The organism is Sphingobacterium phlebotomi (assembly GCF_008180195.1).
Classification (GTDB): Bacteria; Bacteroidota; Bacteroidia; order Sphingobacteriales; family Sphingobacteriaceae; genus Sphingobacterium; species Sphingobacterium phlebotomi.
The window spans coordinates 37,012-59,231 of sequence record NZ_VTAV01000020.1; the positions used below are offsets into that span (position 1 = coordinate 37,012).

Annotated in this window: 17 protein-coding genes; 4 read left to right on the forward strand and 13 right to left on the reverse strand. The window is 41.7% G+C overall.

All coding sequences use genetic code 11. From position 1 onward, the window contains the following. Positions 1 to 85: 85 nt before the first annotated feature. Complete coding sequence (locus FXV77_RS19675; RefSeq protein ID WP_148920952.1) at positions 86 to 1,072, reverse strand: quinone oxidoreductase family protein; 987 nt, start codon at positions 1,070 to 1,072, stop codon at positions 86 to 88. 113 nt (positions 1,073 to 1,185) lie between these two features. On the opposite strand from FXV77_RS19675, the gene FXV77_RS19680 reads away from it, so the two are divergent. Then, positions 1,186 to 1,548, forward strand: coding sequence for a winged helix-turn-helix transcriptional regulator (locus FXV77_RS19680; RefSeq protein WP_148920953.1), 363 nt, complete (start codon positions 1,186 to 1,188; stop codon positions 1,546 to 1,548). Between the two features lie 106 nt (positions 1,549 to 1,654). Here the strand turns inward: FXV77_RS19680 and FXV77_RS19685 are convergent, their stop codons facing one another. From FXV77_RS19685 to FXV77_RS19710, 6 genes are all read right to left on the reverse strand, one after another. Then, on the reverse strand, positions 1,655 to 4,093 hold the full coding sequence (locus FXV77_RS19685; RefSeq protein ID WP_148920954.1) for a glycoside hydrolase family 3 N-terminal domain-containing protein: 2,439 nt from the start codon (positions 4,091 to 4,093) through the stop codon (positions 1,655 to 1,657). A 1-nt stretch (position 4,094) separates the two neighbouring features. Further along, positions 4,095 to 5,009, reverse strand: a complete 915-nt coding sequence (locus tag FXV77_RS19690; protein WP_148920955.1) for a hypothetical protein — start codon at positions 5,007 to 5,009, stop codon at positions 4,095 to 4,097. Between the two features lie 47 nt (positions 5,010 to 5,056). Further along, on the reverse strand, positions 5,057 to 6,160 hold the full coding sequence (locus FXV77_RS19695; RefSeq protein WP_222867837.1) for an endo-1,4-beta-xylanase: 1,104 nt from the start codon (positions 6,158 to 6,160) through the stop codon (positions 5,057 to 5,059). Positions 6,161 to 6,185: 25 nt separating this feature from the next. Further along, the gene (locus tag FXV77_RS19700; RefSeq protein ID WP_148920956.1) at positions 6,186 to 7,727 is read right to left on the reverse strand and encodes a RagB/SusD family nutrient uptake outer membrane protein; all 1,542 of its coding nucleotides are present in this window, start codon (positions 7,725 to 7,727) and stop codon (positions 6,186 to 6,188) included. A 52-nt stretch (positions 7,728 to 7,779) separates the two neighbouring features. Then, a complete protein-coding gene (locus tag FXV77_RS19705; RefSeq protein WP_222867838.1) occupies positions 7,780 to 11,106 on the reverse strand; it encodes a SusC/RagA family TonB-linked outer membrane protein in 3,327 nt (1,108 codons plus the stop codon). A 172-nt stretch (positions 11,107 to 11,278) separates the two neighbouring features. Further along, entirely contained in the window at positions 11,279 to 12,448 is a 1,170-nt protein-coding gene (locus FXV77_RS19710; protein WP_148920957.1) for a FecR family protein, read from the reverse strand. 133 nt (positions 12,449 to 12,581) lie between these two features. On the opposite strand from FXV77_RS19710, the gene FXV77_RS19715 reads away from it, so the two are divergent. From FXV77_RS19715 to FXV77_RS19725, 3 genes are all read left to right on the forward strand, one after another. Continuing rightward, the gene (locus tag FXV77_RS19715) at positions 12,582 to 13,145 is read left to right on the forward strand and encodes an RNA polymerase sigma-70 factor (protein WP_148920958.1); all 564 of its coding nucleotides are present in this window, start codon (positions 12,582 to 12,584) and stop codon (positions 13,143 to 13,145) included. Between the two features lie 186 nt (positions 13,146 to 13,331). Then, positions 13,332 to 14,321, forward strand: a complete 990-nt coding sequence (locus FXV77_RS19720) for an aldo/keto reductase (RefSeq protein ID WP_148920959.1) — start codon at positions 13,332 to 13,334, stop codon at positions 14,319 to 14,321. Positions 14,322 to 14,323: 2 nt separating this feature from the next. Then, the gene (locus tag FXV77_RS19725) at positions 14,324 to 15,169 is read left to right on the forward strand and encodes an aldo/keto reductase (RefSeq protein ID WP_148920960.1); all 846 of its coding nucleotides are present in this window, start codon (positions 14,324 to 14,326) and stop codon (positions 15,167 to 15,169) included. A 65-nt stretch (positions 15,170 to 15,234) separates the two neighbouring features. Here the strand turns inward: FXV77_RS19725 and FXV77_RS19730 are convergent, their stop codons facing one another. The 6 genes from FXV77_RS19730 to FXV77_RS19755 form a co-directional block, all read right to left on the reverse strand. Continuing rightward, complete coding sequence (locus FXV77_RS19730; protein ID WP_148920961.1) at positions 15,235 to 15,861, reverse strand: NAD(P)-dependent oxidoreductase; 627 nt, start codon at positions 15,859 to 15,861, stop codon at positions 15,235 to 15,237. A gap of 77 nt (positions 15,862 to 15,938) precedes the next feature. Beyond that, positions 15,939 to 16,715: a helix-turn-helix domain-containing protein gene (locus FXV77_RS19735; RefSeq protein WP_148920962.1), complete on the reverse strand. Its 777-nt coding sequence runs from the start codon at positions 16,713 to 16,715 to the stop codon at positions 15,939 to 15,941. 55 nt (positions 16,716 to 16,770) lie between these two features. After that, a complete protein-coding gene (locus tag FXV77_RS19740; protein WP_148920963.1) occupies positions 16,771 to 17,856 on the reverse strand; it encodes a hypothetical protein in 1,086 nt (361 codons plus the stop codon). Positions 17,857 to 17,987: 131 nt separating this feature from the next. Next, complete coding sequence (locus tag FXV77_RS19745; protein WP_148920964.1) at positions 17,988 to 19,205, reverse strand: enolase C-terminal domain-like protein; 1,218 nt, start codon at positions 19,203 to 19,205, stop codon at positions 17,988 to 17,990. A gap of 166 nt (positions 19,206 to 19,371) precedes the next feature. Further along, positions 19,372 to 21,024 (reverse strand): serine hydrolase domain-containing protein, encoded by a 1,653-nt coding sequence (locus FXV77_RS19750; protein ID WP_148920965.1) that lies wholly within the window; start codon positions 21,022 to 21,024, stop codon positions 19,372 to 19,374. 18 nt (positions 21,025 to 21,042) lie between these two features. Further along, on the reverse strand, positions 21,043 to 22,203 hold the full coding sequence (locus FXV77_RS19755; RefSeq protein ID WP_148920966.1) for a dipeptidase: 1,161 nt from the start codon (positions 22,201 to 22,203) through the stop codon (positions 21,043 to 21,045). Positions 22,204 to 22,220 lie beyond the last annotated feature (17 nt).

Sequence of the window (22,220 nt, forward strand, 5' to 3'; positions counted from 1 at the left end):
GAAAAACCATCTACTGGAGAGCAGAGAGGCGGGCATCTGTAACATTCCCGCCTCTTCGTTAGATTTTTGTGCTTATACAGCGAAACTACGGTTTCAATATCACACTGCCTGTTGTTTTTCTGGATTCTATATCAGAATGGGCATGGGCAGCTTGGCATAATGGATAAACAAGAGAAGCTTCCAAAATAATCTTGCCATTCATCAATAGATCAAATATCTCAGTTAATCCTTTACCGCTTTTGTCCTGGTACAACGGGTAGTTATTCAGCGCATCAAACGCAAATTTGATATTTCTGCTTTCCATCAGCTCTTTATCAATCTCAGGCATCCCAGACGACCATCCATACAAAACGGCGCTGCCACCATCTTTTAATATAGACAGGGATTTTTCGAAAGTGGCTTTACCGATACCATCATAAAAAACATCGATACCTTTTCCACCGGTATAAGAATGAACAGCCGTTACCAAATCTTCCGAACTTAAATCAATCACCTGTGTAAAACCTCGCTTTACCGCAATCTTCTTTTTCGCTTCACTTCCTACCGTTCCGATAACATTTGCTCCCAGAGCTTTCGCCCACTGACTTAAAATACTGCCCACACCTCCGGTCACACCATGAATCAAAACCACTTCAGCAGGTTTTAATGCATGACTTTGTTTCAGCAACATATGAGCCGTAAGCCCTTTTATCATGACCGAAGCCGCTAAGTCAAATGGAATTTCACTAGGAAGCTTGAATATCTCATGTTGATCGATATTTCTGCTTTCGGTATAAGCACCAAATGTTTTATAATAGGCAACATGATCGCCTACTTTATAATCGACAACCTCAGGACCAATCTCTTTTACTATACCTGCAGCTTCAAATCCAATGATGACCGGGTAATTTTCTACGGGAAAAGAACCGTTTCTGTAGTAAATATCGAAAAAGTTTACGCCAATGGACTGCTGAGCAATCTGTACTTCATTTGTTTTGGGACGCAGTAAGTTTCCGTGTTGGTATTCCAATACTTCCGGTGTCCCAGTTGTCTTTAGTTGTACAAAACCTGTTGTTTTATGATCGTGTTCCATAATATTGTATTATAAATTTCTGATACAAAATTACCGCGTATCATACAGATATGCACTATCACTTTCATAGGGGGAAGCACTTCCCTCGAGGAAAGTTTTTGTAAATTTGGAGTATGGGAGAAAAACTGGTCAACGGAAAAATACCACAAGAATGTATGCAGCATTTCAATTCTGTGAAGGATGCACTTTATGTTTTGGAGGGTAAATGGAGCGTACTATTGATAGCAGCCCTTGCCTCCGGTAAAAAACGCTATCTCGAATTGCAGCGCATGATTGAAGGGATCGGTCCCAAAATGCTTTCAAAAGAATTGAGCAAGTTAGAATTGAATGGTTTGATCAGCAGAACGCAGCTCAACACCAAACCTATAACAGTTGAATATGAGTTGACTGAATACGGTAAATCATTACAACCTCTTATAGACGCAATAGGAGAATGGGGAAAAGAACACCGTGAAAAAATCCGGGAAACTAGATAAAGTATTAGAAATGCTCTCAATCTACTGCGGAACGCGAGGTGAAAATATGTAAGCGAGAGTTAGTCAAACCCCGACTTCTCGCTTACTATACCTGCTGCAAACGGATTCAATTCACTATTATACGTTTCTCTAGCAGTATGTTTTCTGAGGAGTTTCCTACTTTCACGACAAAACTTCCAGGTTCAACCTCCCATTCCATCTCTTTGTTAAGCATGGTTAATTGCTGCACCGGTAAGCGAAAATGTGCGGTCTGCGTCTCGCCGGCATCTATTGCTATCTTCTGAAATCCTCGCAGTAGAGACGCATATGTGGTCAAACTACTAAACTCGTCCGTTAAATAAAGCTGCACGACTTCTTCGCCATTGGCTTTGCTCTTATTGGTAATATCCACGGATATAGCCATGGTATCATGGACCGAAAAGACGTCTCGATCTATAGTAAGATTGGCATATTCGAAAGATGAATAACTCAATCCATAGCCAAATGGATATAAGGCACCGGTAACGGCAGTGTTTCCATATCCATTCGGGCCATCGCCCGGTTGCCCGTTGTGCGATCCCTTTTTGAACGGAAAGTTTAACTCAATCTGCCCGGTAGACTTTGGAAATGTGACGGGTAATTTGCCACTGGGGTTGTAGTTACCAAATACAACATCAGCAATCGCTTTACCCCCCCAAGCACCGGGAAACCAAGCACACAAAATAGATGGTATATACCTATCTTCCCAGTTAATGGTAAGAGGTTGACCTGTCGTTAAAATCAACAGAATAGGCTTTTCGAGGCTTTGAAGACGCTGTAGTAGGATGCTTTGACGGCCCGGCAAGTCGAGCGAAGTACGACTTAGGCTTTCTCCTACCCGCTTTTCGTCTTCTCCCATAACGGCTATAATGACATCTGCTTCTTTTGCTTTTTCCAAAGCTTCGTTCATCAACCCCTCCTCCTCGACCGACATCGCGGCCGAAATGATTTCACTTTCTGGCCATGTCTCATCGACGATATCGCACCCTCGTGCATAACTGAAATCAATCTTTGTCCCAGCTTCCTTTACAAGTCCTTCGTAGATGGAAATAATCGCGTTTCCCGAAGGTCCGTAGCGACTTTCCATAAAACGAGTCTCCCTGGCCATAGGGCCGGTTACAAGTATTTTTTTCCAATCTGATGATAAAGGTAGTAACGGACTGCGTACTTCATCTAGACTATCATTTTTTAGTAATATTATACTCTCCCGATGGACTTGGAGCGAAAGGGAATCATCTATTGCGCGATGGATCTCCTGATCAGGATCCTTTTCGGAAATCCAAAATGGATCATCGAATAAACCCAACTTAAACTTTACATACAACACATCGTGTACGCGGTCATCCAAGGTTTCTTCCGCTATTTTGCCCTCCTTTACCAAATTTCGTAAAGGCAGTATATAATCTTCGGGTGGCGTAAAGTTTGTACGCACATTGAGACCTGCATTCACGGCCAAACGCACCGCATCTTCTGGGCTGGCGGCAACCTGATGTTTAGTATGCAAATACTCGACCGCCTCGCTATCAGACACGACATAGCCTTTAAAACCATATTGTTTACGCAACAGCTCCGTCAGGAAATAGCTACTCCCGGTTACTGCATGACCATCCCAGTCGTTATAGCTGCTCATTACGCCTAAAGGATTGGCCTCTTGAATAACGCGACGAAAAGGATAAAGATGGATTTCATGCAATTCGCGGGGTGCTATGTGTGGATCCGTACGGGCAAACCCGTCGCGACCACCCTTAGGCACACTGTATGCTGCAAAATGCTTAAGCGTGGATACTACACCTTCCGCCTGGATACCGAGGGTTAGTGCTTTTCCGAGTTCTGCCACTAGGTACGGATCTTCCCCATAAGTTTCCATTACACGTCCCCATCGAGGGTCCCGCGCGACATCAAGGATCGGCGCATATACATTTGTATATCCCAACAACCGGGCTTCTCTGCCAATGGTATGTCCTACTTTATTAATCAAATCTGTGTTCCATGTACTGCCCATACTAATAGGTGATGGGAACGGCGTCGCCTTTTCGTGGTTAAGTCCGTGAATTCCCTCATTTGTAAAATCGACAGGTATACCTAGCCTTGTTTCTTCAACAAACCAACGCTGAACTGCTTCGATTGCTTGCTTATGTTTAGAAAAAGGGAATGAGTATGCGGACTTAGCATGTGGATGAAATGCCAAACTATTCAAGTGCTCATCGATGTTGGCAATTCCATCTTTCCATATCTTATTTCTCCAGTCTGCAGTGGGCAGTTCGTCCTGTAAGACGCGTTTGTATCCATACAAAGTGGCCAACTGATTGGTTTTCTCTTCTACAGTCATCTGACTGAGTAGGTTTACTATACGTTCTGCGACAGGTACCTTCGGATCTTCATACGGATCCTTCTGTCCATTTTTATTAAAGTCTATCCAACCTTTATGATAAATCTGTTTATGAGCCTGCCCAAAAGATAGGGAGAAACAAAATAAGATTAAGCACGTAAGAACAATACACTTATAGCTACTATTGGTCCGTATCATTTTATTTTTCCTCCATTTTTTCGGAAACGAACACATGATCTACATAAAATGAATAATTATTAAACGTGCGTACGTCTCCAGAACCGCTTCTGAATAAAATAAATTCGGTGATTTGAGCAAGATTGATATGGTGGTCCTTTTGTTTAATATCTGCAACCGGAATAGACACAAGGTGCCAATTCCCATCCCGCTTAAATCCATATTCTTCGCCCGAAGCCGTAAACTCAAATACCGCATTTCCTCCTCCAGAACTGCGGATACGAATTAGTATTGGTGCTAACGATGTTGATTTCAGGCCAATATGGTAATACCCGTTTTCAAAGGATGAGATATCGATATATTGTCCCCGACCATCCTCTAAGGCACCCATGGCCCAATCAGACTCGCCTGTTGCTTCAAATTTATATGCTTCGACACCCTCAAACGCGTCGGAAACGCGGGTTCCGGGAAAGTGGTTCATATCTACTGGTCTGACGAGTGCCAACCGAGAACTGATATCGGGGTGTTCTGTATAAATACCGTATGTCGCACCATAATCGTAATCGGGAATTTGATTATCAGGATCTGGTTCAACTTCAATATCAAAAGCATGCTGCCCGCGTTGGTTATCGATAAAAACCACATTGAGGATAGCTTTAAAAGAGCCGCCCAAGGGATAATGGACGGTGACAACGGAATCTGTTGATGTGCCGGGCGTTCCACCCGGGAAAACCCAATTGCGGGTTTGTACTTTGCTAGATAGATCAGTGTACGTGATATACTCGCCAAATTTTATACCGACGCTACTGGCTTCAGCTGCTGCCTTGCCGGGTTCGTATAATGTGACAGGAAAAGTTTCTTCTTCTCCACATCCTGCCAAAAATAGCATCGTCATACAGCCAATGATATAGCTTATTTTCAATCGAATAAGTTGCATATGTTTATATTTTGTAAGCGTGCTCGCACGCATTATCGTTCATATTTCTAGTTTAGTCCAGATAAAAATCCTTTGTAAGCTTCTTTAGGTTGGTAACTTTGATCAAAAAGAAGGGGATATTCTTTAGGGTGCCATGAACCTGTAAGCCAGGTATGTTTATCCGTTACACCCCATAAGGAGATAGCAAATTTTTGTTGAGCTGGCAAGGCAGAGTAAATCTCCGCAATATGCTTGTACATCTCGGATTGCTTTTTAGCTTCCGCTTCCGTGAACACATAACTATCGGATTTATCAACATTCATCACGATGTCGAGCTCGGAAATATGGATCAATAACCCGGTACTTGCCATATCGTTCAAACCATTGCGCAATGTGCTTTTGTCATTATTAACGCGATAATGAAACTGATCGCCTATACCATGGATAGGAATACCTTCGGCTTTAAAGCGTTGTACCATATTTTTAATGGCATTTCGCTTTCCGGGCGCTATTACGACACTGTAATCATTATAAAATAACTTAGCATCTGGGTCAGCTTCGTGTGCGTATTGGAAACATCTGCCATAAAATGCTATTGGGTCGTTAAATGTAGCATATACGGGGCAATCTGTTATCCGCAGCGAACCATTATCATTGAAGATCTCATTTGCAACATCCCAGCTGATTACTCTTCCTTTATATCGTTCTACAACGGTCTTAATATAGGTTTTCACATGGTTTTCAAAAGCGATGGAATCATACCCCGCATTTTTAAACCAACTAGGAAAAGACTTATACCATACAAGTGTATGCCCATGTACATCTAATTCATTATTGATTGCAAAATCGATTAATTTATCCGCCCCTGTCCATTGGTAATTCGTTGACGAATTCCATATGGCATCCATTTTCATTTCCCACTCCGCGGTAATTTGGCTGAAATGCTTCTGCAAGGTCTGCGTATAGCCATTTTCATTCATCAATGAAGTTTTTATCGCCGCACCAATGCCAAAAGATGCTTTCTCCTTCAGTATGTTGGTTTCAGGTTCAGGTTGTTCGATAGGTTCCTCGCGATCAGGGGTCAGATCTTGCTTGCTGCCACAGGAAATATTCCCCATTCCAATCAGGAATAATACAGTAAAATATAAGTATTGTTTAATTATTAGTCTCATGGTATTTCTTTTTTATCGTTAATTATTAATAACCGTCATTTTGGGGAAATGTGCCCATCAAGTCGATTTGTGACTGTGGGATAGGAAGTCTAACCATATGCGATGCCATTGGATAGATAGCTTTATTGCCAGCGTTCGATCCCATTTCATAGTACCGGTTAACACGTTCTACTAAAACTCCGAGCCGCTTTAACAAAAACCACCTTTCGTTCTCGAAGGCTAGTTCGCGAGCAGATTCTTCCAAATAACTCTCGAGATCGAAAGCAGCGAATCCGTTAAGTCCAGCCCGATTCCTTACCTGATTTATATACCCCAGCGCTTTCGTTGAGTTACCCATCCGCCATGCCGCTTCAGCACCTAATAGCAAGGTCTCTGCATACCGGTAATAGACATGATCTTTGTAGCTATTGAGTGTACCTACGCGCTTCTCTTCATCATGGTACTTTTTTAAACTCCAGTGGTATCTTCTATAGTCATCATCGTAGCGCTCTGGGGCCAACGGCTGTCCGAAGTTTGGCGACTCGGGGTTGTTTACAATGAGCTGCAATGGATAATAATAGGTACGAAAACGTAAATCGTTTTCTTCATCGTAGAGTGACCGGAGATAATCGTTTGGAAAAGACCACCCTAACGATTCTCCACCGTATTCCACCGATCGGATCATTTCTCCTCCCGACAGTTCATATACTCTCGAATTAAACACACTGCTGATCCAAGTTGGTCCGCCGCCCGCTAAATTATCGTTTCCACCAGTGATCTCATCCCTGACGTACACCAACAACGCCTCCTTATGGTTCAAATTCTGCCCAAATACTTGTGTAAGTTGTTCACGTGGTAATAAATCATGGGTCGGATCTAGGATTACCGCGTCAAAATGTGTAGATGCTTCCCCCCATTTTTGCTGCCATAACGCACTTTTCCCACGGACATGATGCGCTACGCCTTTGCCGTACCTTCCGTACTCTACATTCCAAGCTAGATGCTGTACGGCAAAATCGAGATCTGCATCGATGAGTTTAAAAACTTCTACGGGATCTGCTGGAATATATTCTTTCGGATCAAAAGCATTTTCGGGTGTTGTGGCTATCGTGTCCAAAAGAATATTGTCGTACATACGTATGAGATCAAGATATAGTTCACCACGAACCATTCTCGCTTGCGCAATAATCTGATTGCGCCTCGTCTCCAGCATATCCACCTTGGGTGCATTGGTAATAATAGCGTTAGCACGGTCAATGATCTGGTATCCTCTTGTCCATTTACGAGCGGGAAAAGCCACTGGTGTGTGATTGGGTCCATAAGGGGTATGCCATGTGCGATTGAGACCTAAATCGGTTCCTACCAAAAAAAAGAGACTCGAGCGCAAAGCGTCTCCCTCTCCTTCGGGAATGTTATAATTACGCATGAGGTTGTACAATGCGTTCACACCGCTTTCTAAACCCTCTGGGGTCGTGTATATAAAATCAATGGAAACCTCGGTAACAGGCTCCTCTGCCAAAAACTTTTCGCATGACAGGAGAGAAAGCAATGCTATACCGAACAATAACTGCAGAAATATCCTTTTCATATGTGTATAATTATTCATCTTTTTTTTGTCTATAATTGTATTCCTAGGCTTCTCAGAAACCTATCTGAATGCCCCCGACGATCGAAATTGCTTCGGGGTACTCGTTAGGATTCTTTTCCGGACTGTAAGACTTGTATTTTGTCCAAGTAGCCAAGTTATGTGCAGTTGAATAGATCCTTAGACTACCAACTTTCAGCTTAGAAGCAAGCTGAGATGATAATGTATATCCTAACGTGAGCGTGTGTAAACGTACATAAGATGCATCCTGTAGTCCAAGTGTCCATATGTAAGGGCGGTCGTTGGACTCTAATGGTCTTGGCCAGTTTCCTTCTGGATTCTCAGGTGTCCAGTAATCTACTTTAACACCGTTAAAAACGCCGCGCAACGAACCTCCTGAGGCATAATCATATAAGAAGGCATTATTACGAACCACACCCTGCACCGTCACGAAATCGGCTGCAAGATCTACACCTTTGTAATTGACCGCAAGATTAAAAGACCCAAACCATTTTGGATCACGTGGTACAATGACACGGTCGGCATCTGTGAGTTTGCCGTCACCGTTATAATCCAGCAATTTGATATCGCCTGGCTGCGCCGTTGGCATGTGGCTATTGACAATGTCCTCTCCTTGTTGCCATATGCCTGCCGGACGATATTGATAATACACGTCTTTTGAATGACCTATAAACCACTGATTTGCAATATCATCCACTTCGTTTCCATGTTCGTCTAGATCGCCATACAAGCTGATAATTTTGTTCCTATTTCTAGATAAAGAGAAACCTAAATTTACCTGCCAATCGTTTTTGTCAACGACCAAACCATTCATATTTAATTCAAACCCTTGATTTTCAACTTCGCCAATATTTCGAAGCATTCTAGAATATCCGATATCCGCCTGCAGGGATAATTCGGCTAAAAGATCCGTCGTGCGGGTATTATAAAATTCAAATGTACCGGTCAAGCGGTTGCTCCAGAAACCGAAATCAAGTGCGGTATTTAGGGTAGTGGAAGTCTCCCATCTCAAATTTGGATTAGGCAGAAAGTCGCCAGGAACATAACCGATCCGTTTAACATTGTTAAAAAGGTAGTCCCGCTGCACGGCTGTACTTAGACTACGATATGGATTAATAGCTTCGTTTCCTACACTACCGTAGCTTGCTCTTAGCTTCAGGTTGTTTACAAAAGACTCCTGCATAAATGCTTCTCGATGTATGTTCCATCCTAGAGCGACGGCAGGAAAATAGGCCCATTTATTATTAGCACCAAACACGGTGGAACCATCCGCCCTTGCCGATGCCGTTAAATAGTACTTTCCATTATAGTCATACTGAATACGGCCAACAAATGAAACCAACCCTCTTTTATTGGCACCAACTGCGGGTATATTGCTTTCGGCACTGGGTAATCCCCAAATTCCCAATAGATCATTTGGAATATTGTTGGCATTATTTCGAAAGTTACTATAACTCCGCTGGCTTATGCTCTGCACAAATGTACCTGCGAGATTGTGTTTATCAAAGCTCGTGTTATAGTTCAAGATGTTTTCTAATTGCCACTCTACTTCGTCTTCAAACTGCATAGCTCCGTTACCTAATCCTCCTCTACGAAATCCTTGCAAAGATTCGGCGGTCGCATAATGTGAGGTCTTGCGATTCCAAGACCGCCTGCTGGCATTCGCACGATAATGGAAACCTTCGAATGGTGTAAAATCGGCAAAAATATTCATGATATCATTGCGATCATTTCGTGTGTTTGAAACTTCCGCCAAATCCAATAATGGATTGACGCTCTCCTGTACGCCTGAAGGATAAATCCGATAGGTTCCATCTTCGTTATAAATTTTGCCGAGTGGCGAGGTGGTTACGGTACGTAATAATGTTTCGCCCGTACCGGGATTATTATTTTTAGAAAGTTGCCAAGAAGTATTAGCGCCCAATTTCAACCAGTCCGTAATGGTTTGGTCTACATTTATACGGATAGTTCCCCGTTGGAAATCGGTACCGGGTATCACTCCTTGTCTCTTTGAGTAGTTAAAGCCCGAATATATACGCGTCTTTGCCGTTCCAGTTGAAACACTTAGGTTATGGTTTTGTGTGCTTGCTATCCGCAGCAATTCCTTCTCCCAGTCGATAAACTCCCCCGTAGCCAATACTTCGCGCTCTATATCTGTAAAAATAGCCTCATCAGACAGGTACTGGTTGTTATTGTCTGCTCGGTACGCCTCTCTTTTTAACTGTGCAAATTCCTCTGCACTATACACATCAAAATTACGTTTCACCGTTTGTCCACCATAAAAGGTGTTGAAATCGACAATCGTCCGGTCTTCCTTCGCGCGTTTTGTTGTAATGAGTATAACGCCATTTGACGCCCTAGCACCGTAAATTGCCTGTGCAGCTGCATCTTTTAAAATCTCGATGGACGCTATATCATTCGGGTTTACATCATTGATACCTCCCACTGGAACACCATCAGCAATGACAATAGGCGCATTTCCCGCTGTCAATGAACGGCTTCCACGAATCAGGATATTGGATGAACTTCCTGGTGCAGCGTCGCTGACTGTTACATATACTCCGGCAGCTTTACCTCTCAACATCTCGCCAAGATCATTGGACGGGACTCGGTTTACATCGGCTGTATTTACAGATACAACGGAGCTGATAACATCACTTTTCTTTTGTGTGCCATATCCTACCACGACAACTTCATCTAAATCGCCCATGTGCGCAGTTAACACAGCATCCACTATTGCCAATCTGCCTATAGGCTGTTCTTTAGGCGCATAACCGACCATCGAAAATACAATAACGGATTGCTCGTCCGGCACTGCAATTCGGTATTTCCCTTCTGCATCTGTATGCGTGCCAAGCGATGTTCCCTTGATCGACACGGTTACGCCCGCCAATGGAGCTCCTATTGAATCCCGAACGGTTCCACTAATCGCTCGCTGTACCGTTTTTGGAGGGAGGACCTCACTTAACTTATCGACCACAGAAGTTTTGGGTTCTTTTCGTGCAGACTTATCCTTCTGGTTTAAAACGACTACTTGATCTTGTATGTCATAACCATAAGGCAAATTTTTAAAAAGTTTTGCTAAGGCGCGATTTAAAGGTTCTTCCTGTAATACAATAGTAACGGGTTCCTGCTGAATATCTCGCTTATTGTAAAAGAAAGTGATACCGGATTGTTTCTCTATCTTTTTTAGAATTTCCCATAGCGATGCATCTCGTTCATTCAGCGAAATCTTTTGGCCAAATACATTAGCCGAAAGCTGAACGCAAAAGAAGGTCAATAGAATGATGGTTAACTTCACACGCATAATGATTTTTTTTGTATACGCCGGTAAAGGATACATTAATAGTTTTAATTGCATACTTTTGTATGATTTGGGTTTATAATACAGTGTTAATTTCAGATTACTTGTTATTCATTGACCCAATAAATAGCCGGGAATGATCGCAACATTTCCGGTTTTTATTTGAAGTCTACTTGCTAATGAGGTTATGGAAACCCTGAGCTGGCTAAGCTACCTATCATGGAATTTCTCATTTATTTTTTATGATTAGTTGTCGTCCATTCTTTAATTCGAAGTGTACACCAGCAGTTTTTAGAATATTTAAAGCTTTGTCCAATGTCACATTTTTGGGCAGCTTACCATAAAACAGGTCATCTGAACGCACTACTTCATAATTTACATCGATATCATACCATCGCTCGAACGACTGCAGAACAGTATATATATTGGCATCATTAAAATAAAAATAGCCTTCTTTCCATGCTAAAAATTGTTCTGGATCTACCTCATATTTTGTAATTCCACTTTCATTAACAATTGTTTGCATGCCAACAGCAAGCACCATGCGATCGTGTCTGTAAGACTCATTATTTGATTCGACTGCCACAGATCCTTCCGCAACGGTGGTGACGACCCCTAGCTTTTTGTCATAAGTATTAATATTGAATTGCGTACCTAATACTTCTACCAATTGCTCCCTATTTTTCACAAAAAACGGAACCTTCTTTCCATCCACGGAATTTGCTGCGACATCGAAGAATGCTTCCCCTGCTAATAGCTCTACCTCTCTCTTATTCTGATTAAATTTTCTGGGGAAGCGGATGGATGATGCTGCGTTTAACCAAACGCGCGTACCATCTGGAAGTTTTAGCTGGTATTCTCCTCCTCTTGGCGTTGATAAAGTTACTAGACTGCTTTCGCTCTCTCCATTGGTAAATAATACTGATTCAAGTGCCGTTCCATCCATATAATACAGCTCCTTGCCTACAATTAGCCCCTGTCCACCTTCCTGCAAATCAATCACTGAACCATCGTCTAACGATAGGATTGCTTTGTTCTTTCCTGGATTCACATCCTCTAAGGCTATATGCACGCCCTCTCCCTTCCGTTCAGATAGATAATAATATCCCACACCCAATACCGCTAGCGTAATTATAGATGCCGCTATGGCACGTACCTTTCTCGTTAACGAGCGGATCTTTCCAGTTTTTGGTGTATATGATTGTTGCATGGATGCTTTCACGTTGGACAATATCCGTTGCTTTAACTCGGTCTCGTCTTTTGCAAAAGAAGATGGTATCGTAATTTGCTCATCTACATGTGCTTTATACCAAGCAAGAAACTCTTCTTTTTCTACTTCGGTTATACTTCCATTTAGCCATTTCGAGGCCAACTCACGGTACCTGTTTATATCATTCATAACTGGAGCTTTATTATATGTCCTCGTACTAGAACAAATCCCTTACATCATTTTTATTTTTTTTCTTGCCCTATAAAATATTTATCTTTGAGCCGTTGCGTTACGCTCAACCAAAATAAATCGATTGTTAGTTATGGTTATTTATAGGGATTTATCGGATAATGAATTGTATTTGCATCTTCATGAAGGTGATGAAAATGCATTTACCGAAATTTATAACCGCTTTTGGAAAAAACTATTTACGATCGCCGCCAACCGCGTGGGAAATTTGGAAGAAGCGGAAGAAATTGTCCAAGATTTATTTACATCGTTATGGAATAAACGATTTGATATGGTACTTCGCTCGGATTTAGCCAGCTATCTCGCTGTGTCAGTAAAATATCGCGTGATCAAATCAATGGATAGGCGTTATAATGAGAAGCGTTATGTAGATAGTTTATTGGGAACGGGATTGATTGATGATTCTACACAGCAGAAATTGGCTTTTGAAGAGCTTCAGGAGGAATTGGAAAAACATATTCAAAATCTACCAGAAAAGTGTCAATTGGTATTTCGATTGAGTCGTCAGGATGGCTATTCTCAAAAAAAGATAGCAAAAGAATTGGGTATTTCGGAAAAGACTGTGGAAGCTCATTTAGGAAAAGCTTTTAAAAAACTAAGAGCGCGATTAGCGGGGTTCTTAACTACGTTACTTTAACGGCTGGGGTATTTTAAAATAACAAAACGTTATTGCACTGTCACATATTTAACGCGAAATGTGTCTTAAACAAAAATAAATGAAACCGTGATGTGGCTATGAAATAACCGAATTTTAAACAGTTCTACATATTTATTGTTATTCTGATAAACACGTCCAAATCAGCAATAAATTAAAAGATAGAAAATGAGCCATACAGTTTTAAAAAAAGAACACGAATTAGGTCTTGGTGGGGTACCGATCGGCACAGCATTCGAAAATATTACCAACGATCAGTCACAAAAAATTTTACAGGAAGCTTGGGATCTGGGTATCCGCTATTATGATACTTCGCCTTGGTACGGACTCACAAAAGGTGAAAGAAGATTTGGCGAATTTCTGAAAGACAAAAAACGTGAAGATTTTGTTTTTTCTACCAAAGTCGGTCGCTTATTTACACCGGTTCCCGAAGAAGAAGTGCCGCCAACGATGTGGAAAAATCCGCTGGATTTCGATTTCAAACATATGTACACCGCCGATGCAGTAAAAAAATCCATTGAAGACAGTTTAGAACGGACAGGGCTCGATCATATTGACATTGTTTACATCCACGATTTATCTGAAGATCAGGTGGGCGATCGCTATGATTATTACATGAAACAAGCCAAAGAAGGCGCTTTTAAGGTGTTATCAAAACTCCGCGATGAAGGAGTGATTAAAGCCTGGGGAATGGGTGTGAATAAGATTGAACCGATTCTGGACTGTATAGAAGCTGCGGACCCTGACATTTGTCTGTCGGCCACACAATACTCCATATTAGAACATGAAGATGCGGTGGACCGCTTGCTTCCTGCCGTTAAAAAAGCAGGCGTAAAATTGGTTTCGGGAGCGGGTTATAATTCCGGATTTATTGCCGGGAGAGACCGCTACAATTACAAGGATGTAATCCCGAAAGGAATGACCAAAAAACGGGATAAGATCGAGGAAATCGCAAAGAAATATAACACCGACATTATTACCGCAGCAATACATTTTGTGTTGGCATCTGAGGAGTTTGTAGCTATTATTCCCGGTGCGAGTTCAACCGATCAGGTTAAAAGCAATGTGAAATCCTGGAAATCTGAGATATCGACTGATTTCTGGAAAGAGTTGAAATCAGAAGGTCTTATTTACGAAAAAGCGCAGACGCCTGCATAACGATGGAGTATATTACGTTAAACGATGGAAATTCTTTGCCACTTTTAGGATTCGGAACTTATAAAGCGAGTGAAGAAGAAGCAATAGAATCGGTAAAACTGGCTCTGGAAAAGGGATACAGATTATTAGACACCGCAGCAAGATATAATAACGAAGAAGCTGTAGGTAAAGGAATCAGGCAAAGTAAAGTTGCCCGTGACGAAATTATTGTCGCTACAAAAGTCTGGCGGGAGACTTTAGGGTACGACAACACCATGAAAGCTTTCGAAACATCGTTGAAAAAGTTAAATTTGGATTATATTGATCTTTATCTGATCCATTGGCCGGCCAACGCAAAAAATTATAGCAAGTGGCAGGAAGTAAACGCCGAGACCTGGCGCGCAATGGAAGAGTTACAAGATCAAGGGTTGATCAAATCCATCGGCGTTAGTAATTTCTGGGAAGAACACCTCGACGCACTTTTCGAGACAGCCAACGTAAAACCAGCCGTTAATCAGATAGAATTTCATCCGGGATACTGGCAGCCAGAACTCACACAATTTTGCAGAGATCACGATATCGTTATTGAAGGCTGGTCTCCGTTAGCAAGAGGAAAAGTTTTCGGCAATGATCTTTTGAAACAAATCGCCGAAAGGCATCAGAAATCGGTTTCACAGCTATGCTTAAGATGGGCATTAGAACATGGGGTCATCAGCATTCCGAAATCGACTACCCCAGAACGCATTGAAGAAAATTTACATATCTTCGATTTTATACTAACAGCAGAAGAAATACAAGCCATTAATGATATCCCGGAAATGGGTTTCAGCGGAGAACTACCTAATAATTGGCCAGACCGTTCCTCGTAAACAAGATATACGAGGTCCAGAGGAGAAAAGATAAACTTCTGTTTGGCACAATAGCAATTTGGAAGTTAATTGGATATACTTACCGGTTTCTTTAAATAGTGATCACTATACAACTGACGCAGCATAAAGTCTGCGACATCTGCTCGTGATATTTTAAGGGTAAGTTTTTTATATTTTTCATCAAAACCTATCTTATATCCGTTGGTTATTGTGCCACTTGTCAATGCGCTTGGCCTTACGATAGTATAATCCAGGTTACTGTTGCGTATATATTCTTCCTGCAATTTGTGGTCGTTAAACGCCCGTTTGAGTAGCATACCAAACATGATATGCTTCCAGATAAAATTGAGATTCCCATAGCTTTCGCCTATGCCAAGCGTCGATAAACATATCAACTTCCTGACCGCAGCGCTATTCATAGCATGGATGATATTTAATGTTCCCAACGCCCGTATTTTACCAGTTCTTCCATCCCCTAACGCACAAAAAATCGCGTCGTGATTTTTCACTGCACGTTTTACTTCTTCAACGTTAGACACATCCCCAGTATAAACAGAAAGATTGGGATGATTTAGAGATACCATTTTTTCGGGATCACGCACGAAGGCTGTAACGTCATATCCTTTTTGCAATGCTTGCTTTACAATTTCTGTACCTACGGTGCCCGTTGCACCAAAAACGATTATTTTCATTTTTTTTGCTTTTAGTCTACATGGCAAAATTGCAGCATATAATGTCTGCAAAATAGAATAAAAACGACAATGCTTGTTTATTTTTTAAATGCTTTTGGCGTCTTACCTGTGAACGCTTTGAAAACACGTATGAAATGAGACTGGTCGGCGAAACCATTTTGATAAACAATATCCGTTAGCTTGCTATAATCTTTCACGGTGAGTTGCTCCATGGATGTCTGGAACTGGATAATTTTGGCGAATTGTTTGGGAGAAAGCCCGGTTTCACTACGGAACCGGCGTTCAAAGGTACGGATGTTCAAGTTAGATTTTGCGGCAATGGCACTGATGCTTTCTTGTCCCTTTGCATCGATGATACGTACAACTGCTTCTCTTATCTTATAATCAAGATCTTGCTTTCTCTTTTCTAAGAATGACAGTAATAAATTGGAGATTACTTCAATCTTACTCTCCATGGAATCAGAGGCTTGTAATTCCTTCGCAAGCGCCATGATACCGTCGTCCGCCATCATGTCGTCCAAATAGTAACAGTTATCGTTTATGCTTTGTGGAACGAGATTAAAAAACGTTCTCAAAACAAACGGATATAACTGAAAAATGATAAGTAGGTATGCTCCAGAAATTTCCAGTTCGATAGGTTTAATGGTTTGTCCATAAAGAAAGATTTCGGGCATTGTTTTATCGTGCGGGCGTACTATTAGCCCGCTGTCCGTCTGTTGGAACATCAGTCCGGGATAGCCATCTGCGAAAAAAGGCAAACTTGTCTTCAAGTTTCTGTCCTCGCTTTCAAATACCCAGATGTTCTTCACAAACAATGAAATGGATTTTTTTGGCACTATGCTCTGAAAATTCATTGCTTTATTATTGAACTTCGTATACTCTTATATTGCATTTTTTATACAAAGAGTTCTAAAATGTTGCTATATCGAATGCTATCATGTCAACCTCGTTTTCCAGTCCATGGAGATTAACTATTCCCCCATTAACCCACAATATGGATTTTCGACTTAGCTCGGAATCCATGTTTCCCAGTACAAGCGCATTGCCTTCACTTATCTGAAGATCGATAGCATACGTATGTCCATTATTGTAATCATCCAGAGGTTGCTTCACACCGTTTTTAAAAAACCTCGGCTCGTATTTACTGCCTACCTGCTCATAACCACAGGCATAAACATCTCCATTTTCAATCACTACCTTCCCTCCCCTAATCACAGACCGGCCACTAATCAGCTTATCTGCTTTTCCATTTTTCCATAATGTGAGACTTCTACCTACTGTCGATAAGTTATCTACATATCCCAATACGTATATATCCGCCCCATCAACTACTATACTCTTGGCGTAGGTAGTAATGTCCGCCGTGGATAGTGTAACCGCTTTTCCGTTTTTCCAATACTTGGATACGATACCCCCTTGTGTATTCTCATGACCGACGGTATACACATCATCGCCGGACACAAAAATATCCGCAAAAGTAGTAGATTCTTTCCCGTCGGTGGCCATCAATATGTCTCCATTTTTCCAAACAACACCTATCCTTTTCTCGCCGTCTGCAAGGAAATATGAACCCGTCACATAAACATCCTCCCCACTGACGAATACAGCGGTTGCCTCTTCGTATGTTGTTTCGGGAGTACGCAGCTCCGACCGTTTACCGTTCTTCCATAATACCGCTTTTGTTACGTGATCAGAACCGGGTTGATCTCTATTTTCGGTACCGATAACATATACATTGCCTGATGCTACTGTAATATCCGCAGGGTTAACTTGCACACCTGTGCCGAGTTCCAAAGGAAAAGCTTTATTATTTCTATAGTAGCTAGGTATTCCTGTATTGTTTTCCAAGGAAAATCCAATAAAATAGACATCTCCCCAGTCTACTATCTGACGCTCTTCCACTTCGTCTTTATCATCATCGTCTTTCTTACAGGAATGAAAAACAATAGCGATACCAAGTATACAATACATTACAATAATAAATCTCTTGCCCATTTTCTAACATTTTTATAAACCGACAGATTTACGCTGCAAAAAGTCGGTTTTATATGTCAGCAAAAGTATAAAGTAATTTGTTCGACACAAGAAAAACCATCATATACAAAGTATCTACGTGATACTACTTTTTATATTTTCTTCAACAACGACATACCAAAACCTGGCGCCGATGGGGGAATTAATTTACCGTCTTTGATAATGTAACCAGAAAGATCTACTTCATCCGAAGAGCTGGTGACGCCTTCGATCGTGACAGTATTACCTAACCCTCCAGCCAGATGCGCAGTATAATTAGTCTTAAGGAGTGAACCCCATGCATGTGGTGAAGCCTGCGCGCCTAACTTTTTGAGTTCTGGCATCAATCTTCGCCAATTGGTAAATCCAAGTCCTTCTATATCCGTGAGGTGCACATCCAATAGGTCCTTCTGAATCAGTTCTCTTAAAAATTGCTGATCGGGATCTGCTTCGCCATCCGCCAATAAGGTTTTGATGTCTTCGCTCTTTATAAAATTGCGCAATTTTTGATAGTCTGCAATGGTTTCATGAAAAGGTTCTTCTATCCAAAACAGTTTAACACCGGCAATGCCTTTCAGATAGTCAATAAACTGGTCGGAAGTAAATCCGTTATTGCCGTCGACTAGAATGTCACAATCAGGAAAAGCCTGCGCCACCGCCTTTGTGACATCAATATCACGCTGTAACCCCTCCTTATAAGGCATCCATTTATGTCCCCGACCTATTTTCAGCTTGAACTGCCTATATCCTACATTATAGTCATAACGGCACTCTTCCAATATACGGTCGATTCCTGCCGGTTTGTCGGCTGGTTCCAGATCATCGAAATAGATCATACCACTATAGTAGTCTGTGATAAACGGTTTATCTTTCCCCAATAAAGCATATACCGGTTTTTGTAAAATTACGCCAGCCAGGTCATGAAGCGCCATATCGAACGGAATATGCCGATCCTGCAACGTGCCCATCTTAACGGCAAACAACTCCGAGATTTTTTTGCCAACGAGTTCACCCATAACCTTTTCAGCGTCACGCTTCGCCCCCCGTAAAGAAGCCCATCCCATAGCCCCCTTGTCAGTCACCAAACAGACTATTTCTATGTTTGGTCCGTAACCATGCAGATCGAGGCGAGCGTTTTTTCCGACCAGACGTGGATAGTTCAACTGTACGGTTGAAAATTTGATATCCTGTATCCGATGGTAAGCCAACGTCTTATCATCTTCGGTTCTATCTAAAAGTGATGTGAAGTGCCTCGCATGACTTTTGCCATTAAAAAGGGCAATGGAGGCAACACCGACATGGAACGCATGTAAAAATGTTCTTCTTTTCATATTGGGTTTATTTCGTTTATAACCGTACAATCATAAGCTTAACATCATCTACTAAGATTTTCGATCCGTTAAGACTGATAAAAATACATAAAATTTAATTATATAAATAAACCACTCGCGCACGTATTATAAATGGGTCTTGCAGACAGCAATCAAATCGGGCAAGCTATTCTTGCTTTCTAAAAGCGATACCCAGCGCTCTTGGTAAACTTATAACAAGATCCATTTTGTTGTTGGTATCAAACTCTAACAAAGTAAAAAGTCCGTTATCTATCGTGGAAAAAGCTTTTATACGATCATCCTGATACGATGGCTTGAGCACCATCCACTCGTATCCGTTACGTGTATAGCGTAAACTTCCTTCATTTATTTCAATGGAAATTCCAACATTTGCATCGTTGCTTTGATATTTCCCGACAAATGTTGCCAGCTCTTTTTCAGCGGGTGTATATGCGTTCACTTTTTTGTAGACGACATGCCCATCCTCATCTGCCACGCGTACACTGTTGTCATCAAGGAAGTCGTAGATCTCATCAGCAGCTCGCATTTCCGTATCCGATACAGCTCTCAGAATGCTCCCACCTTTAAAAGCCAGTGTCGTGTCATTACGTAATTCGACCGTAAAGACTTGCTGTGCCTCCGGGTTTTTGTAAACACCTGTCCTTTTCTGCATACCTTCCTTGCTAAGCGATGTAAATTTTAGCTGTTCTTTGGCCGTCGGGCGGTAGATTTCCAATATTTTATTTACTAGTTCCGGAGCAATGATTTCGCGCGTATTCGCACAATATGTAATACTTAAATCAAGTTCTGGATAATAAGACACGAGGGTACGATATGCTGTGAGAAGACCTCCATGGGTAATCAGCTTCAGCCCATCGCGATCGAAAACATTAACACCTCCCAGCGCATAATTGATCTTCCGCCCGTTGTTAAGTACTCCCTGTTGCACTCTTAATTCTGCTACCGCATCGCCGAAGCCCTTATTTTTCCAGAAGATATTCCATTTTTGTAGGTCTGTTGCAGTAGAAAGTAAACCCGCAGCTCCCGCCGTATTGTCCATCGGGCTTAACAATTTGTAACTTCCTTTTGCACCTATATAGCTCAACGCCCTATTTTTAATGACCGTTCTGTGGTCGTTCCTCCAAGTAGAATGAGTCATACCTGCCGGCTTCAACAATCTTTCGGTTGCGAAATCTATGAAAGGCTGTCCGCTTACTTGTTCTACGATGAGTGCAAGGAGATCATAATTGGAATTACTATAGGAATATTTATAACCCGGTTCAAAATTGAGTTTCTGCTGATTGCATATAATGTTGAGGGCATCCTCCTGATTGTATACCCGCGTATAGTTTACATAGTCTGTAAGGTAGGTCACGTTTCGCCAATCTCGTAATCCACTGGTATGTGTCAGCAGGTTACTAACGGTAATTTTCTTGCCATAGTCCGGCAGACGCGGCACATACCTACGCACGTCGTCATCCAGTGATATTTTTCCTTCTGCGACTAGTAATAACACGGCTGTCGCTGTAAACTGCTTGGATACAGACGCGACCTCAAATATACTCTCCGTGTCTAGATAACTCCCTCGTTCCAAGTCTGCCATGCCTGTTGCGTTGCTATATACCTGTAGGCCGTCTTTTACGACATTGATCACAAAACCAGGTGTATTATCGTTATATTGCTGCAGTAGACTATCCAACATCGCTATTACCTGCAGGTTTTTTGCGGTTTGCGCAGACGTTTTATCGGTATAAGTGACGGATCCGATTAGCATGATCCACAGAATCATTTGTTTCATTCCTACTAATGTACGATTCATATGCGTTATGTTTTAATGTTAAACTTCGTTTTGTGCCAATATCCGCAATAGGTTTTCGCCCAATATTTTTTTTATATCGACGTGTGTGTAACCTCGGCTCAGCAGTTCCTTGGTAATCAAGGGATAACAACTTACATCATCCATGCCGCTAGAAAAAGATTCTGCACCATCAAAATCACTCCCTATACAAACATGGTCTATCCCCGCCATATTTACGATATAATCCAGATGATCAATCAGCTTCGTCAACGGTGGTCTTATCGAATCGACCTCTTCCTTTGAAATACGTGTAAAAAGGTCTCGTGATACGTATATTTTATCATGTTGATGATGTGGCGAAATATCTTTTACCAACTCGCTGTGTTTAATTAGCAGGTTATCTAAGCGCAATTGATAGTCGGAATCTATAAATCCAGAATAAAAATTGATACCAATGACGCCGCCATTTTGTGCTATGGCCTTTAGCTGATCATCTTTCAGATTACGGTTGTGCGGTGCCAATGTATAACAATTGCTGTGCGAGGCGAGTACTGGTTTTGCACTTTCTTCCAACACATCATAAAAAGTCTGTTCGCCTGCATGCGAAAGATCAGCTATCACGCCCAACTTATTGAGCTCGCGGATATATCTACGTCCCTCAAGGCTTAATCCTTTCCGAGTTTTATCAAAAGTAGATTTTGCTTCATCTGCTGCCGAAGTAGCCCATTCCGTACTATTATTCCAGGTAATGGTTAAATATTTCATACCTCTCTCGGCTAATGCGTACAAATAGTCTAAATTATTCTCTATCATATGACCGCCTTCCACCCCAAACAAAGCGGCAATCTTTCCTTCCCCGACAATCTGCCGAATTTCTACTACACTCTTGGCAAGAGAAATCTTATTACAGTTTGTCTGCACCAATTCATCCAGCGCATTAATCATGGCGTTCGCATACTTAAACGCTGTGCCTTTTCCATACTTGTGGTTGCAGAATATTGAAAATATCTGCAGTTTTACTCCCCCCTCTTTTAATCTGATAAGATCCGTCTGTGCTTCTTTGACATACTGCGCTATATCCCTTCCTTTCATCGTATGTGAACCGATCACATCATTATGCGCGTCCGCGACTATTGAACTAAAATGCAAGTCATAGCATTCTCCCTCCAAACTAGAATTTGTACTTTCTGTGTTTAGCATATATACACCTATAAAGG